Raw genomic sequence first — 15,424 nt, 5'->3', positions numbered from 1 at the left:
ACTGTTCGTTAAGCCCCCTCTCGCTATGGTTGTCCAAACGCGAAGGAGCTGAGGATGATCCTGCACGGTATCGGGCTGGTCTTGCTTGCGGTGGTGACGGGCACCCTGTCGGTGCTGCTGGCAATGGCCCTGATCCGCTGGTGGGACGCTGGACGCGGGACACGTGGCATGCAATTGCCGCAAGGGTTGGACAGCAGCCTAAAGCCGATGGTGTTGCTGTATCGCGACCAGCGTCTGGTCGATGCGACAGCCCCGGCCCGGGCGCTTCTGGACCGCCTTTCCGTCCCCGAGGATGAATGGGCGCGGCTTCTGCAATGGATCGGGCCGCGCTTTCCCGAGGCGATGGAAGGGCTGGCCCGCATCGACCGGTCCGGCCGGTTCGAATGCCTGGGCCAATCCGGCACCGGCAGTGCCACCCTGCGGCTGCTGGTCGAACAGGTCGATTCGGGGCTGCTGCGGATCACCATTACCGATCCGCAGGCCGAATATGCGGGCATTGTTGTCGATTCGATGTCCCAGCAGGCGATGGAGGAGGAGCTGGACCTGCTGCGCCGCTCGCTGGACCAGACGCCGATGCTGGTCTGGCGCCAGGACGCCGAGGAGCGTGTCACTTGGGCCAATGCCGCCTATCTGCGCAAGGCCGAGGGGCAGACGGACGAACCGATCGGCTGGCCGCTGCCGCGCCTGCTTGATTCGCCCCGCCCCGTGCCAGGCGCAGGAACCCGGACGCGCCGCGCCTCGCTGAACCAGAACGGCGCGGTCTTCTGGTACGATTGCCACAGCCACCCGGTCGGCGACCAGGTGATGATGTTCGCCCTGCCCGCCGACGCCGCGGTCCGCGCCGAACGCAGCTTGCGCGAATTCGTCCAGACCCTGACCAAGACCTTCGCCGACCTGCCCATCGGCCTGGCGATCTTCGACCGGCAGCGGCACCTGCAACTGTTCAATCCGGCGCTGATCGACCTGACCAACCTGCCCACCGGCTTCCTGACCGCGCGGCCCACGCTGTTCGACCTGCTGGACAAGCTGCGAGAATTGCGAATGGTGCCGGAACCCAAGGATTTCCGCAGTTGGCGCCAGCAGATGAGCAACCTGGAAAGCTCGGCCGCCACCGGCCACCATGTGGAGGAATGGTCCCTGCCCGGCGGCCAAACCTATCGCGTCACCGGCCGCCCCCATCCCGACGGCGCCGTGGCCTTCCTGTTCGAGGACATCACCTCGGAAATGAGCCTGACCCGAAAGTTCCGGGCCGAACTGACGCTGGGCCACGCGATCCTGGACAACCTGGGCGAGGCGGTGGCCGTCTTCGCGCCCGGCGGGCAGGTGGTGATGTCGAACCGCGCCTTCCGCGACCTTTGGCCCGGCGCCGACAGCCTGGGTCATGCGCTTGCCTGCTGGCAGAACCAGCCGGAGACTGGCCCGGGCGTCGATGCCCTTGGCGCCCGCCTGACACAGCCCGACGCGGATTTGCGCGACAGCGGCCTGATGGCCGGCCCGCAAGGCCAGTTGCTGGGCTGGTCCGTGGCCAGGCTGACCGGCGGTCGCCAGATGGTCCGCTTCCGCTTGCCCGACCCGGCCCAGCAGGGCGGCAGCCAGCCGCTTCTGGCGGCCAGCGCAGGCTGAAAACAGGCGTCAGCCCAGACGGGCAAAGGCCGCCAGGACCACCCGTTCCGATTCGTCCAGATAGGCGGCCAGCATCTCGGCCGCCCTTGCTTGCTGGCCTTGGGTCAACAGCGACAGGATCTCGCCATTGCGGTCGATATAGGGTTCGTGCAACCGCTCGGGGCTGTCCAGCAGGCCGAAGGCGAGGCGCAGTTCGGCGATGATCTGGGCAAAGAAGGCCTGCAGCCGCGCACTGTCGGTCAGGGCGACGATGGCCGCATGAAACTCCATGTTGGCGCTGCCCACGACGCGCCAGTCCTGCGCATCGCGCGCGCCGCGCGCCTTTTCCACCGCCGCCCGCATCTGCCCGACCGCATCGTGCCGAGGCCAGGCATGGGCCAGGGCGGGAACCTCGATCAGCCGGCGGACGCGATAGATGTCGACGATCGTCGCCATCGAGGGGACAGCGACGAAGACCCCTCGGTTCGGCTCGTGGCGCAGCAGCCCTTCGCGCGTCAGCAACCGGAAGACCTCGCGCAGCGTATTTCGCGACACGCCCAGATCCGCCGCCAGCCGTGTCTCCGACAGCTTGAATCCCGGAGGCAGCGCCCCGCCGATGATGTCGTTGCGCAGTCGCGACGCTGTTTCCTCGGCCAAGCCCGGCTCTGCGATCATGTCCATCCCCGTTTCTTGCAGGATCAATAGTCCGGCGGGCCCGAACAAGCCATAGCAAGGAAATCAGGGGCCAGTCCTGCCTTCCTGACCGGCAGGATGATCGGGATCTGCCGGATACGCAGGCACATCATGGGGCGTCACGCTGTGCTTTGTTCAACAATCTGCACTGATATGTCAAATAATCGTTGACAGGCTGCCGCACCGCGCTCACCCTCCTGCCATTCACAATTAGCGACCCACCCATGCAGCAGGAGCATGACTGATGAGTGCAAAAGCCGTTCCCTCGGCCGCCGATGCCACCCTGCGGGGCGGGTTCCTGGCGGCGATCTTCCTGATGGCAACCTCGGCCATCGGGCCGGGCTTCATCACCCAGACCGCGACCTTCACCGCCAAGCTGGGCGCGGCCTTCGCCTTTGCGATCCTGGCCTCGATCCTGATCGACTTCGTGGTGCAACTGAACATCTGGCGCATCACCGCGCTGACCCGCAAGAACGCGTCGGAAACCGCCAATGCCGCGATCCCGGGCGCAGGTTACCTGCTGGCGGTGCTGGTGATGGTCGGCGGGCTGGCCTTCAACGTGGGCAATATCGCTGGCGCGGGCCTGGGCTTGAACGCCATGTTCGGGCTTGATCCCAAGATCGGCGGGTCGCTGTCCGCCCTGCTGGCCATCGGCGTCTTTCTGTCGAAACGCGCGGGCCTGCTGCTGGACCGTTCGCTGATCGGCTTGGGCATCCTGATGATCGTGATGACGGTGATCGTCGCCGTCACCTCGAATCCGCCGGTGGGCGAGGCGCTGCGCCAGACGATCTTCCCGAACGTGATCGACTTTCCGACCATCACCACCATCGTCGGCGGCACGGTCGGCGGCTATATCACCTATTCCGGCGCACACCGGCTGCTGGACAAGGGGCTGGTTGGCGAACAGAACCTGGCAGCCGTGACCCGCGCGTCGCTGACCGGGATCGCCGTGACGGGCGTCATGCGCTTTGTGCTGTTCCTGGCGATCCTGGGCGTGGTCGCATCCGGCGTGACGCTGGATCTGTCCAGCCAGGCCGCGAACCCGGCGGCACAGGCCTTCGCCGCGGCACTTGGCGACTGGGGGATGCGGATCTTCGGCGTGGTGCTGTGGGCTGCGGCCATCACCTCGGTCATCGGGGCGGCCTATACCTCGGTCAGCTTCCTGGTGGCCTTCATGACGATGACCGACCGCAGCCGCAACATCGCCACCGTGATCTTCATCACCGTGTCGCTGGCCGTGTTCATCACCATCGGCACCGCGCCCGCGGCCCTGCTGGTCTTCGTGGGCGGCTTCAACGGCTTGATCCTGCCCATCGGTTTGACGATCTTCACCTATGTGGGCTTTGCACGGTCCGACCTGATGGGCGGGCACCGCTACAACCGCCCGCTGCTGATCCTCAGCGCGATCGTCTGCGCCCTGACCTGGTACATGGGCTATCGCTCCATCGGCCCGATCTTCGCCTTCCTGGGCCTGTAAAAGGGGAAAACCACATGCGCACCATCGACCTGAACAGCGACCTGGGCGAGGGCTATGGCGCCTGGACCATGGGCGACGACGCCGCCATGCTGGGCATCGTCAGTTCCGCCAATGTCGCCTGCGGCTTCCATGCGGGCGATCCGCTGACCATCCGCGCGACGGTGGACGGGGCAGCCGCGCGCGGCGTGGCGGTGGGGGCGCATGTGTCATATCCCGACCGCGTGGGCTTCGGGCGCAGGCCGATGGACGTGACATCGGCGGAACTGACCGCCGATGTGATCTACCAGATCGGCGCCTTGCAGGGGATCGCCCGGGCTGCCGGCACCCGCGTCGCCTATGTCAAACCGCATGGCGCGCTCTACAACACCATCGCCAACGATGCGCGGCAGGCCGATGCGGTGATCGCGGCCATCAGGGAAATCGACCCTTCGCTGGTGCTGATGGGCCTTGCCGGGACGCGGATCCTGGACCGCGCCGCCGATGCGGGCCTTGCCACAGTGGCCGAGGCCTTCGGCGACCGCGCCTATACGCCCGACGGCCAGCTTGTGTCGCGCCGGGAAAAGGGCGCGGTGCTGCATGACGCCGATGCCGTGGCCGCCCGGATGCTGCGGTTAGCTGTCGAAGGCGTGATCGAGGCCATCGACGGATCGGTCCTGCGCCTGCAGGCCGACAGCATCTGCGTGCATGGCGACAGCGCCGGCGCAGTGGACATGGCCCGCCGCATCCGCGAGGAACTGGTTTCAGGCGGCGTGACCATCGCCCCCTTCGCGGGGACCGCCTGATGCGCCCGGACGTGGAAACCGCCCGCGCCGCCCGCCTGGCCTGCCGCGGCACGGTCGCGCCGACTGCGGGCATGGCGCCGGGCTTCACCCAATGCAACATGATCTCGCTGCCGCGCGATTGGGCTTGGGATTTCCTGCTGTTCGGGCAGCGCAATCCAAAGCCTTGCCCTGTCCTGGATGTGACCGATCCCGGCAGCTTTGAAACCGCCCTTGCCCCCGATGCGGATCTGCGCACCGACATTCCCCTGTATCGCATCTGGCGTGACGGCGTGCTGGCCGAGGAGGTCGCGGATGCGACCCAGGCCTGGGCGGAACACCCCGACCTGGTGACCTTCCTGATCGGCTGTTCCTTCACCTTCGAGACGCCCTTGCAGGCCGCCGGGATTGAGGTGCGCCACATCGCCCAGGGCTGCAACGTGCCGATGTTCGTGACGAACCGCGCCTGCCGCCCCGCCGGACGGCTGCACGGGCCGATGGTCGTGTCGATGCGCCCCATCCCCGCCGACCGTGTGGCCGAGGCCGCGATGATCACGGGCCGCTTCCCGGCGGTTCATGGCGCCCCCGTCCATATCGGCGCGCCCGAGGCGCTTGGCATCGCCGATCTGTCGCGCCCTGATTTCGGCGACCCGGTGGACATCCGCGACGGCGAGGTGCCGGTCTTCTGGGCCTGCGGGGTGACGCCCCAGGCAGCCGTCATGGCCTCGAAACCGCCCTTTGCAATCACCCATGCGCCGGGCCACATGTTCGTCACCGACATTCCCGACAGCCGGTGGCAGCTGTGACGATGCGCTTTCTTCCCGTCGGCCCGCGCACGCTGCTGGTGGAACTGGCCGATCTGGACGCGACGCTGGCGCTGTTCGACGCGCTGCTGGCCGATCCGGTGGACGGCCTGGCCGAGATCATCCCCGCCGCCCGCACGCTGATGATCCGCGTGGGCCCCGGCTTTGCCGCCGATGGCGCGCTTGCGGCGCAGATCATGGCGCGCCAGCCCGCGCCAGGGACAGTCCGTCGGGAAACCCAGGTCGACACGGTCGAGATCCCCATGACCTATGACGGCCAGGATCTGGCCGATGTGGCGGCCCATATGGACCTGACCGTGGCCGAGGTGATCGCCGCCCATCAGGCCGCAACTTGGGCCGTGGCCTTCTGCGGCTTTGCGCCCGGCTTCGCCTACATGACCGGCAACGATCCACGCTTCGACCTGCCCCGCCGCCCCGCCCCGCGCACGCGGATCCCGGCGGGATCGGTGGCCTTGGCGGCACGCTTCTGCGGCATCTATCCGCAGGATACGCCGGGCGGCTGGCAGTTGATCGGCACGACAAGGATGCCGATGTGGGATCTGTCCCGCGACCCGCCTGCCCTGCTGCGTCCCGGCGTTCGGGCGCGTTTCGTGGAAGGCGTGGCCGAGGTCCATCCCTCGGCGGCGATCCCCCAACCGCAGGGCCAGCCCGCGCTGACTGTTGTGCAGACCGCCTTTCCCATCGTCTTCCAGGACGAAGGCCGTCGCGGCAAAGGCGGGCAGGGTGTCTCGGCATCCGGCGCGCTGGACATTGCCGCAATGCGGCGGGCCAACCGGGCGGTCGGCAACCCCTCCGATGCGCCTGTTCTGGAAATCACCCTTGGCCCGGTGCGGCTGCGGGCGGACCAGCCGGTGACGCTGGCGCTGACCGGCGCGGGCCGGGCGATGGTAGACGGCCATCCCGTGCCCACGGCCTTCGCGCTTGATGCTGGGGACGAGGTGCTGATCCCGCCCCCGCCTGCAGGAATGCGCAGCTACCTGGCGCTGCGGGGCGGCTTTGACGTGGCCCCGGTGCTGGGTTCCGCCGCGACCGACACGCTGGCCTTTGTCGGCCCCGAGGCGCTGACTAACGGCGCAGGGCTTTACGCCGCCAACCGTACCGCCACCGCCATCGCCGCGCCCGAGGATCAGCCCGCCCTGCCAAAACCCGGCGACGTGGTGGAACTGCCCGTGACGCTCGGCCCCCGCGCCGACTGGTTCTCGGACGACATGATCCAGCATTTCCTGTCCCAGGACTGGCTTGTCACCCCGCAATCCTCGCGCGTGGGCATCCGGCTGGAAGGCGATGGCATCACGCGCGACGATGCCCGCGAACTTCCCTCGGAAGGCACGGAAACCGGCGCCATCCAGATCCCCCATTCCGGCCAGCCCGTGCTGTTTCTGGCCGACCACCCACTGACCGGCGGCTATCCGGTGATCGCGACCCTGCTGCCGTCCGCGCTGGATCTGGCGGGCCAGATCCCGCCCGGCGCGCGCATCCGCTTCACCGCCGCCGCCCCCTTTCACGACATGAAGGTCCAGCCATGACCCTTTTCGCCACCGGCCCGACCCTGCCCCTGCGCCGCCTGCTGATCGCCAACCGGGGCGAGATCGCCGTCCGCATCATCCGCGCCTGCCGCGACGAGGGGATCGAAACCGTTGCCGTTTATGCCGATGCCGACCGCGACGCGCCCTTCGTGGGCATGGCGGACCAGGCCTTCGCGCTTGGCGGCGACAAGCCGGCTGAAACCTATCTGGACGGCGGCAAGATCATCGCCATCGCCCGGCGCGCGGGCGCCGATGCAATTCACCCTGGCTATGGCTTCCTGTCCGAAAACGCCAGTTTCGCGCAGGCTGTGCAGGATGCGGGCCTGATCTGGATCGGCCCTGATCCCGCCGTGATCACCGCCCTTGGCGACAAGATCGAGGCCCGCCGCATCGCCGAGGCCGTCGGCGCCCCCCTGGTCGCGGGCACGCCCGGCCCGGTCGAGACGCCGGCCGACGCGCTGGCCTTCGCCCGCCAGCACGGCCTTCCCATCGCCATCAAGGCGGCCTTTGGCGGCGGCGGGCGCGGCATGAAGGTCGCCTGGCGCCTGGAGGAGGTCGAGGAGCTGTTCCAATCCGCCACCCGCGAGGCGCTGACCGCCTTCGGGCGCGGCGAATGCTTCATCGAGCAGTTCCTGGACCGCCCCCGCCATATCGAGGCGCAGGTGCTGGCCGACCGCCACGGCACCGTCAAGGTGATCGGCACGCGTGACTGTTCCCTGCAACGCCGCAACCAGAAGCTGGTCGAGGAAGCGCCCGCGCCCTTCCTGACCGACGAACAGCGCCAGCGCATCCACGACAGCGCGCGGGCAATCTGCGCCCATGCGGGCTATAGCGGCGCAGGGACGGTGGAATATCTTCTGTCCGCAAACGGCACGATTTCCTTCCTCGAGGTGAACACCCGTCTTCAGGTCGAACATCCCGTGACCGAGGAAACCACTGGTATCGATCTGGTGCGCGGCATGATTGCCGTCGCCCGAGGCGCGAAGCTGGCCGATGACACGGTCCCCACCCCGCGCGGCCATTCCATCGAGTTCCGCATCAATGCCGAGGATGTGGGTCGCGGCTTCCTGCCCACGCCCGGCCCCATCGACGTATTCGCCGCCCCGTCCGGTCCCGGCATCCGGCTGGACAGCGGCGTGGTCGCGGGATCGACGGTCCCCGGCAGCTTCGATTCCATGATGGCCAAGCTGATCGTGACCGGCAGCACGCGCACTGAGGCCATCGCCCGCGCCCGCCGCGCCCTGGCCGAATTCCGCATCGAAGGCGTGGCAAGCGTCCTGCCCTTCCACCGGGCGGTGCTGGAACAGCCCGAGTTCCGGGCCGAGGATGGCAGCTTCGGCGTCCATACCCGCTGGATCGAGACCGACTTTGCCGACAGGTTGGCCCAGGCAGCGGTCCCCCATGCCCGCGTGGCCCCGGCGGGCGGCGCCCCCCTGTTGCGCGTCGCCGTCGAGATCGACGGAAAGCGGCATGAGCTTGGCCTGCCCGCGAACCTGATGGCGATGGCCCCCGGTGCGCCTGCTGCTGAACCCGCCCCGGAAGCGGACGATGCCACCGTGACTGCACCGGTCCCCGGCACCTTGACCGCTTGGCAGGTCGAGGACGGCGCACAGGTCGAGGCGGGCCAGGTGATCGCCGTGATGGAGGCGATGAAGATGGAAACCCGGGTCGAGGCGCACCGCGCGGGCCGCATCAGCCGGGTTGCAAAGGCAGGCGAGGTTTTGGGCTTCGGCGTCCCCCTGGCCCGGATCGTGGGCTGAAAAGCAGCCTGCCCATGGCACGTCGGCCCGGGCAGCAGCGGATCAAGCGCAGCCGGTTGCCTTGCGGCGGCCGTGCAGAATGGCGATGCTCCGAAATGCCGGTTGCCGGACCACATCGATGCGCCAACACGTTCCATGATGCGGAACCGATATCGTGCCTCAGTCACGAATCCACTCGCCGAAATCGAAGGGCAAGGTCATTTTTGTGTTGCCAGGCTGCGGAGATTGATCCTTATTCCTTCACTGAAGGGCATATCCGCGTCCACATCGTGAACGCGGAACCGGCGGGGAGGCCGGGTTGCCTTGGCGAGGGGGGAGGACGCGGATGCACCACACGGATGCGCAGGATGCCGAACTGGCGCTTGGCGGGATCGAGGCGCTGACCGAGCCGAAGCGTGCCGAGCGATGGATGCGACCCGTGGAAATCGCCGCGGCGGGCCTGCTGGTCATCATGATCGTCACCGTCCTGGCCAATGTCTTCTTCCGCTATGTCCTGGCCAAGCCGCTGATCTGGGGGGACGAGGTCGCCTCGATCAGCTTCATCTGGATGGCGATGCTGGGCGCGGCCCTGGCCGTCGACCGGCACGAACACATGCGGCTGACCGTGTTCCTGCCCCTTTTGCCCGAACGCCTGGCCCGCGTGGTGGAAATCGCGGGCAGCGTCTTGGTCTGCCTGTTGCTGCTGCGGCTGCTGCCCGTGGCCGTCGAATACGCTTATGAGGAATCCTTCGTCACCTCGCCCGCGCTGCAGCTGCCGATGTCCTGGCGCGCATCCGCCCTGCCCGCCGGGATCGGGCTGATGGCGGTTCTGATGGTGCTGTCGGTGCTGCGCAGCCGCGAATGGACCGTGATCGGGGGAACGCTGGCTGTGGCGGGGCTGCTGGTGGCGCTTCTGTGGTTTGCCAAGCCCGCTGTTCTTGGTTTCGGCAACTGGAACCTGCCGCTGTTCCTGGGATTGTTTGCGGGCTTCCTTTTGATCATCGGCGTGCCCATCGCCTTCTGCTTTGCACTTGCCACCCTGGGCTATCTGACCTTCGCCACCAATGCCCCGGTCTTCGTGATGATGGGCCGTATCGACGAAGGCATGTCGTCCCTGATCCTGCTGTCGGTGCCGGTCTTCGTTCTGCTGGGCTGCATCCTGGACGCGACGGGCATGGGCCGCGCCATCGTCAGTTTCCTGGCCTCGATGTTCGGTCACGTGAAGGCGGGAATGAGCTATGTCCTGCTGGGATCCATGTTCCTGGTGTCCGGGATTTCCGGGTCCAAGGTGTCCGACATGGCAACCGTGGCCCCCGCGCTGTTCCCCGAGATGCGCAGGCGCGGCCATTCCGCCCCCGAGATGACCGCGCTGCTGGCGACCGGAGCCGCCATGGCCGATACCGTGCCGCCGTCCATCGTGCTGATCGTGCTGGGATCGGTGGCGGGCGTGTCCATTGCCGGGCTGTTCACCAGCGGCTTCGCCATCGCCATGGTGCTGCTGGTCGTGCTGGCGATCCTCGCCCGCTGGAAGGCGCGGGGCGAGCGGATGGAGGGCGTGCGCCGCGCGCCGCTGAACGTCATCGGCAAGACCGCCCTGATCGCGGCCCCCGCCCTGGTGCTGCCCTTCATGATCCGCAGCCTGGTCGGCGGCGGCGTCGCCACCGCGACCGAGGTCAGCACCATTGCCACGCTTTATGCCTTCATCATCGGCGCGGTTCTAGATGGCGGCATCCCCCTGCGCCGCGTCGGCGGGATGCTGGTGGAAACCGCCGCCATGTCGGGGGCGATCCTGCTGATCCTGGGCGCGGCCTCGGCGATGGCCTGGGCGCTGACGCAATCGGGCTTCGCGCGCGACCTGATGACCCTGGTCACCGGCCTGCCGGGCGGGTGGGTCGTCTTCATGCTGGCATCCATCGCGATCTTCCTTGTGCTGGGCTGCATCCTGGAAGGACTGCCCGCCATCGTGCTGCTGGCGCCGATCATGTTCCCCATCGCCCGCGGCCTGGGGATCCACGATATCCATTATGCCATGGTGATCGTCACGGCGATGAACATCGGGCTGATGGCACCGCCCATCGGCATCGGCTTCTATATCGCCTGCAAGATCGCCAACGTGCCGGCCGAGCAGGTCATGATGAAGATCTGGCCTTATCTGGCCGCGCTGATGGTGGGCCTGCTGGCCATTGCCGCCGTGCCCTGGTTCTCGACCGCCTTGCTTTAACCGTTGCTTGATACCTCAGGGAGGAGGAGTTTCATGAGCATCACCCGCCGCACCATCCTGCTGGGCGCCGCCGCAGGCGCGCTTGCCACGCCGTTCATCCGGGTCCGCCCCGCGATGGCGGCCGAGTTCAGCTACAAGGTGGCCAACAACCAGCCGCTGGACCACCCCAGCAACATCCGCCTGGCCGAGGCGCAGAAGGCGATCCTGGAAGCCACGTCCGGACGCTTCGACCTGCAGATCTTCCCGTCGAACCAGTTGGGCGCGGATACCGACGTGCTGGGCCAGTTGCGGTCGGGCGGGGTCGAGTTCTTCCAGCTGTCGCCGGTGATCCTGTCCACGCTGGTCCCCAATGCCTCGATCAACGGCGTGGGCTTTGCCTTCCCCGATTACGATACCGTCTGGAAGGCCATGGACGGCGAGTTGGGCGCCTATGCGCGCGGCCAGATCGAAGGCGCGGGCCTGGTCGTGATGGAAAAGATCTGGGACAACGGCTTCCGGCAGATCACCTCGTCCACGAAGCCCATCACGACGCCTGCCGACCTGGAAGGCTTCAAGATCCGCGTCCCCGTGTCGCCGCTGTGGACTTCGCTGTTCACGGCCTTCGGATCTGCCCCGGCCTCCATCAACTTCGCCGAGGTCTATACCGCCCTTCAGACCGGCATCGTGGACGGGCAGGAAAACCCGCTGGCGATCATGAAGGTCGCCAAGCTGTGGGAGGTGCAGAAATACTGTTCCATGACCAACCACATGTGGGACGGCTTCTGGATGCTGGGCAACCGTCGCGCCTGGAACGCCCTGCCCGAGGATGTGCAGCAGGCCGTGGCCGACAGCTTCAATGCCTCGGCCCTGAAGCAGCGCGAGGACATCGCCGCGATGAACGCCACGCTGAAGACCGACCTGGAAGCCCAGGGCTTCGTCTTCAACGACGCCGATCCCAAGGCTTTCGAGGACAAGCTGCGCGAGGCGGGCTTCTATCAGGAATGGAAGACCACCTATGGCGACGAGGCCTGGGCCATCCTGGAAGCCGCCATTGGGCGGACGCTGGCCTGATGAAGGACGGCGCGGCCCCTTCCGACACCGGCGGCACGCAGGCGGTGGCGCGTGCGCTGTCGCTTCTGTCGCTGGTGGGACGGGGCGGCGCGCAGGGCCTGGGGCTGGCGCAGATCGCGGCGGCTTCGGGCCTTGCGCGGCCCACGGCGCGTCGGCTGCTGCTGGCGCTTGGTGCTGCGCGGATGGTCGAACAGGACCGCGCGACGCGCCGCTATCACCTGGGGCCGGAAACCTATCTGCTGGCGGGCTTTGCCACCGAACGCCACGGCATCCTGCACCATGCCCGCGACAGCATGGTCAGGCTGGCGCGCGAGACCGGCGATACGGTGCTGCTGACCGTGCCGCAGGACGACCATACCCTGTGCCTTGAACGGATCGAGGGCGATTTCCCGGTCCGCACCCATGCCCTGATGCGCGGCGACCGCAAGCCGGCGGGCGTCGGCGCGGGCGCCCTTGCAATCCTGGCGGCCCTGCCCGAGGCCGAGGCGGCGGCGCTGCTTGCGCGCGTGGCGCCCTTGGTGGGCGACTGGATGTCCGGCCTGCAGGAGGATCTGGCCCATGCCCGCGCCCATGGCCATGCCCTGAACCCCGGCCGCATCGTGGCGGGTTCCTGGGGCCTTGGGGTTGCGATACCTTGGCTCGACGGGCGGCCTGCGGGGGCACTCTCCATCGCCGCCATCGAGAACCGCATGACCCCGGCGCGGCAGGCCGACCTGGCCGCCGCGCTGCATCGCGAGGCCGCGCTGATCGCCGCGCGCCTTGCCGAACTTGAAAGGACTATCGCATGACCGATCCCCTGATCGTCGGGTGGGCGCACACGAAATTCGGCAAGGCCGAGGCGCCCGACACCATGGCCCTGATGGCCGAGGTCGCCCTGCCTGCCCTGGAGCACGCGGGCATCGCGCCCGACGCCGTGGATGGCATCTTCACCGGCGTCTACAACAACGGCTTCCAGCGGCAGGACTTCCAGGGCGCGCTTGTGGCGATGGGCAGCCCGGAACTGGCGGGCGTGCCCTTCATGCGCACGGAAAACGCCTGCGCCACCGGATCGGCCGCGCTTTATGCTGCCGCCGACTTCATCGCGTCCGGGCGCGGCAAGGTGGCCCTGGTGATCGGGGCCGAGAAGATGACCGCCATTCCCATCGCCGATGTGGGCGGGGTGCTGTTGTCGGCCAGCTTCGTGGCCGAGGAGGGCGACACGCCCGGCGGCTTCGCGGGCGTCTTCGGGCGGATCACCGACAGCTACTTCCAGCGGAACGGCGACCGGTCCGAGGAACTGGCGATGATCGCCGCCAAGAACCACGAGAACGGCACCCGCAACCCCTATGCCCATATGCAGAAGGCGTTCGATCTGGCCTTCTGCAACACGCCCTCGGACAAGAACCCGCTTGTGGCGGGACCGCTGCGGCGCACGGACTGCTCGCTGGTCTCGGACGGGGCGGCGGCCATCGTGCTGGCCGCGCCCGAGGTGGCGGAAACCCTGACCCGCGCCATCCGCTTCCGCGCCCGTGCGCAGGTGGGCGACATGCTGGCCCTGTCGCGCCGCGACCCCACTGAATTCGCGGGCGCCCATCGCGTCTGGGGCAAGGCCCTGGACCAGGCGGGACTGGCGATCTCTGACCTGTCGCTGGTGGAAACCCACGACTGCTTCACCACCGCCGAGATGATCGAATACGAGGCCATGGGCCTTGCCCCGCGCGGCCAAGGCTGGCGCGTGATCCGCGAGGGCACGACGCGCATGGACGGCGCGCTGCCGGTGAACCCCTCCGGCGGGTTGAAGTCGCGCGGCCATCCCATCGGCGCGACGGGCGTGTCCCAGCATGTCATGGCGGCGATGCAACTGACCGGGGATGCGGGCGCCATGCAGGTGCCGGGCGCCACGCTGGCGGGCGTCTTCAACATGGGCGGCACGGCGGTCGCGAACTACTGCTCGATCCTGGAACGCGAGAAATGACCGATCCCGTTGGCGGGCTGGCCCCTGTGTCCACCCGCGTGATGAATCTTGCCACCTTCCTGGCCCAGGCCGCCCGGCGCGATCCCGACGGGGTGGCCCTGGTCATGGGCGATGCCCGCTGGACCTGGGCGGAATGGAATGCCCGCACCGACGCCCTGGCCCATGCGCTGCAAACCCGCTTTGGCCTGCAAAAGGGCGACCGGGTGATGTGCCAGTCGCAGAACTGCACCGAGATGATGCAGGCGATGTTCGCCGTCTGGCGCGCGGGCGGGGTCTGGGTGCCCGCCAACTTCCGCCAGACGCCGGATGAGGTCGCCTATCTGACCCAGGCATCCGGCGCCTCGCTGATGTTCTGCAACGCGGGCTTCCCGGATCACGCGGCGGCCTGCGGCGTCACGACCCTGGTCTTTGGCGCGGCGGATTTCGGGCCGGACGTGACGGCGATCACCGCGGACCACATGGGGGAACGCCCGCAGGTGGCCCCGGTGGATCGCGACGATCCCTGCTGGTTCTTCTTCACGTCGGGCACGACTGGGCGGCCCAAGGCATCCGTCCTGACCCATGGGCAGATGGCCTTCGTGGTCACGAACCACCTGGCCGACCTGATGCCGGGGCTGACGGCGGACGACGCCTCGCTGGTGGTGGCGCCCCTGTCGCATGGCGCGGGGGTGCATCAGCTGACCCAGGTGGCGCGGGGGGTGAAGACGATCCTGCTGCCCACGGAACGCTTCGACGTGGCGCAGGTCTGGGATCTGGTGCGCGAATGGCGGGTGTCCACGATGTTCACCGTGCCCACGATCCTGAAGCTGCTGGTGGAACATCCCTCGACGGCCGGGGCCGACACGTCCTCGCTGCGCTATGTCATCTATGCAGGCGCGCCGATGTATCGGGTGGACCAGCAGAAGGCCCTGCGGACGCTGGGACCGGTGCTGGTCCAGTATTTCGGCCTAGGCGAAGTGACCGGCAACATCACCGTCCTGCCCGCCCACTTGCACCAGGCCGAGGACGGCCCCACGGCCCGCATCGGCACCTGCGGCTACGCCCGCACCGGGATCGAGATCCAGATCCAGGACGATCAGGGCCGCGAGGTCGCGCCGGGCGAGACCGGGGAAATCTGCTGCATCGGCCCCGCCGTCTTCGCGGGCTATTACAACAACCCAGAAGCCAACGCGAAATCCTTCCGCGACGGCTGGTTCCGCACCGGCGATCTGGGCCATATGGACGATGGGGGCTTCGTCTACATCACCGGGCGGCAGTCGGACATGTTCATTTCGGGCGGCTCCAACGTCTATCCGAGAGAGATCGAGGAAAAGATCCTCACCCATCCCGCCATCAACGAGGTCGCGGTGCTGGGCGTCCCCGATCCCCTGTGGGGAGAAATCGGCTGGGCGGTCTGCGTGGCGAACAGCCCCGTGGCCGAGGAGGACCTGGCCGCCTTCCTGGACGGCAAGCTGTCGCGCTACAAGATGCCCAAGCGGTTCCTGTTCTGGGACGCGCTTCCGAAGTCGGCGTATGGCAAGATCACCAAGAAGATGATCCGCGAGGAACTGGAAGCCCGCGGCATGATCGCATGAATCAGC

Annotated in this window: 12 protein-coding genes; 11 read left to right on the top strand and 1 reads right to left on the bottom strand. The window is 67.9% G+C overall.

The genetic code is table 11. The features are described from left to right. Window positions 1–54: 54 nt before the first annotated feature. Entirely contained in the window at window positions 55–1,623 is a 1,569-nt protein-coding gene (locus tag FIU66_RS00360) for a PAS-domain containing protein (protein WP_167620845.1), read from the top strand. A 9-nt stretch (window positions 1,624–1,632) separates the two neighbouring features. Here the strand turns inward: FIU66_RS00360 and FIU66_RS00355 are convergent, their stop codons facing one another. After that, entirely contained in the window at window positions 1,633–2,283 is a 651-nt protein-coding gene (locus FIU66_RS00355) for a GntR family transcriptional regulator (RefSeq protein WP_167620844.1), read from the bottom strand. 256 nt (window positions 2,284–2,539) lie between these two features. Here FIU66_RS00355 and FIU66_RS00350 point away from each other — a divergent pair, with 256 nt between their 5' ends. The 10 genes from FIU66_RS00350 (at window position 2,540) to FIU66_RS00305 (ending at window position 15,418) form a co-directional block, all read left to right on the top strand. After that, on the top strand, window positions 2,540–3,772 hold the full coding sequence (locus FIU66_RS00350) for an NRAMP family divalent metal transporter (protein WP_167620843.1): 1,233 nt from the start codon (window positions 2,540–2,542) through the stop codon (window positions 3,770–3,772). Window positions 3,773–3,786: 14 nt separating this feature from the next. Next, entirely contained in the window at window positions 3,787–4,554 is a 768-nt protein-coding gene (locus FIU66_RS00345; protein WP_167620842.1) for a LamB/YcsF family protein, read from the top strand. Next, on the top strand, window positions 4,554–5,336 hold the full coding sequence (locus FIU66_RS00340) for a putative hydro-lyase (RefSeq protein WP_167620841.1): 783 nt from the start codon (window positions 4,554–4,556) through the stop codon (window positions 5,334–5,336). Before FIU66_RS00345 ends, FIU66_RS00340 begins: the two co-directional genes overlap by 1 nt. A 2-nt stretch (window positions 5,337–5,338) precedes the next feature. Next, on the top strand, window positions 5,339–6,880 hold the full coding sequence (locus tag FIU66_RS00335; protein WP_167620840.1) for an urea amidolyase family protein: 1,542 nt from the start codon (window positions 5,339–5,341) through the stop codon (window positions 6,878–6,880). Next, on the top strand, window positions 6,877–8,640 hold the full coding sequence (locus FIU66_RS00330; RefSeq protein ID WP_240544705.1) for a biotin carboxylase N-terminal domain-containing protein: 1,764 nt from the start codon (window positions 6,877–6,879) through the stop codon (window positions 8,638–8,640). Before FIU66_RS00335 ends, FIU66_RS00330 begins: the two co-directional genes overlap by 4 nt. A gap of 325 nt (window positions 8,641–8,965) precedes the next feature. Next, window positions 8,966–10,840 (top strand): TRAP transporter large permease subunit, encoded by a 1,875-nt coding sequence (locus tag FIU66_RS00325; protein WP_167620839.1) that lies wholly within the window; start codon window positions 8,966–8,968, stop codon window positions 10,838–10,840. Window positions 10,841–10,873: 33 nt separating this feature from the next. Beyond that, on the top strand, window positions 10,874–11,890 hold the full coding sequence (locus FIU66_RS00320; protein WP_167620838.1) for a TRAP transporter substrate-binding protein: 1,017 nt from the start codon (window positions 10,874–10,876) through the stop codon (window positions 11,888–11,890). Continuing rightward, complete coding sequence (locus FIU66_RS00315) at window positions 11,890–12,678, top strand: IclR family transcriptional regulator (protein ID WP_167620837.1); 789 nt, start codon at window positions 11,890–11,892, stop codon at window positions 12,676–12,678. Before FIU66_RS00320 ends, FIU66_RS00315 begins: the two co-directional genes overlap by 1 nt. Beyond that, complete coding sequence (locus FIU66_RS00310) at window positions 12,675–13,844, top strand: acetyl-CoA acetyltransferase (RefSeq protein WP_167620836.1); 1,170 nt, start codon at window positions 12,675–12,677, stop codon at window positions 13,842–13,844. The genes FIU66_RS00315 and FIU66_RS00310 overlap by 4 nt, the downstream gene beginning before the upstream one ends. Further along, complete coding sequence (locus FIU66_RS00305) at window positions 13,841–15,418, top strand: acyl-CoA synthetase (protein ID WP_167620835.1); 1,578 nt, start codon at window positions 13,841–13,843, stop codon at window positions 15,416–15,418. Before FIU66_RS00310 ends, FIU66_RS00305 begins: the two co-directional genes overlap by 4 nt. The last annotated feature ends 6 nt before the right edge of the window (window positions 15,419–15,424 follow it).

Origin of the sequence: Paracoccus sp. AK26, assembly GCF_011801365.1 — a bacterium.
In the GTDB taxonomy this organism is placed as follows: Bacteria; Pseudomonadota; Alphaproteobacteria; order Rhodobacterales; family Rhodobacteraceae; genus Paracoccus; species Paracoccus aerius.
This window is presented reverse-complemented; position numbering and strand designations above follow the sequence as displayed.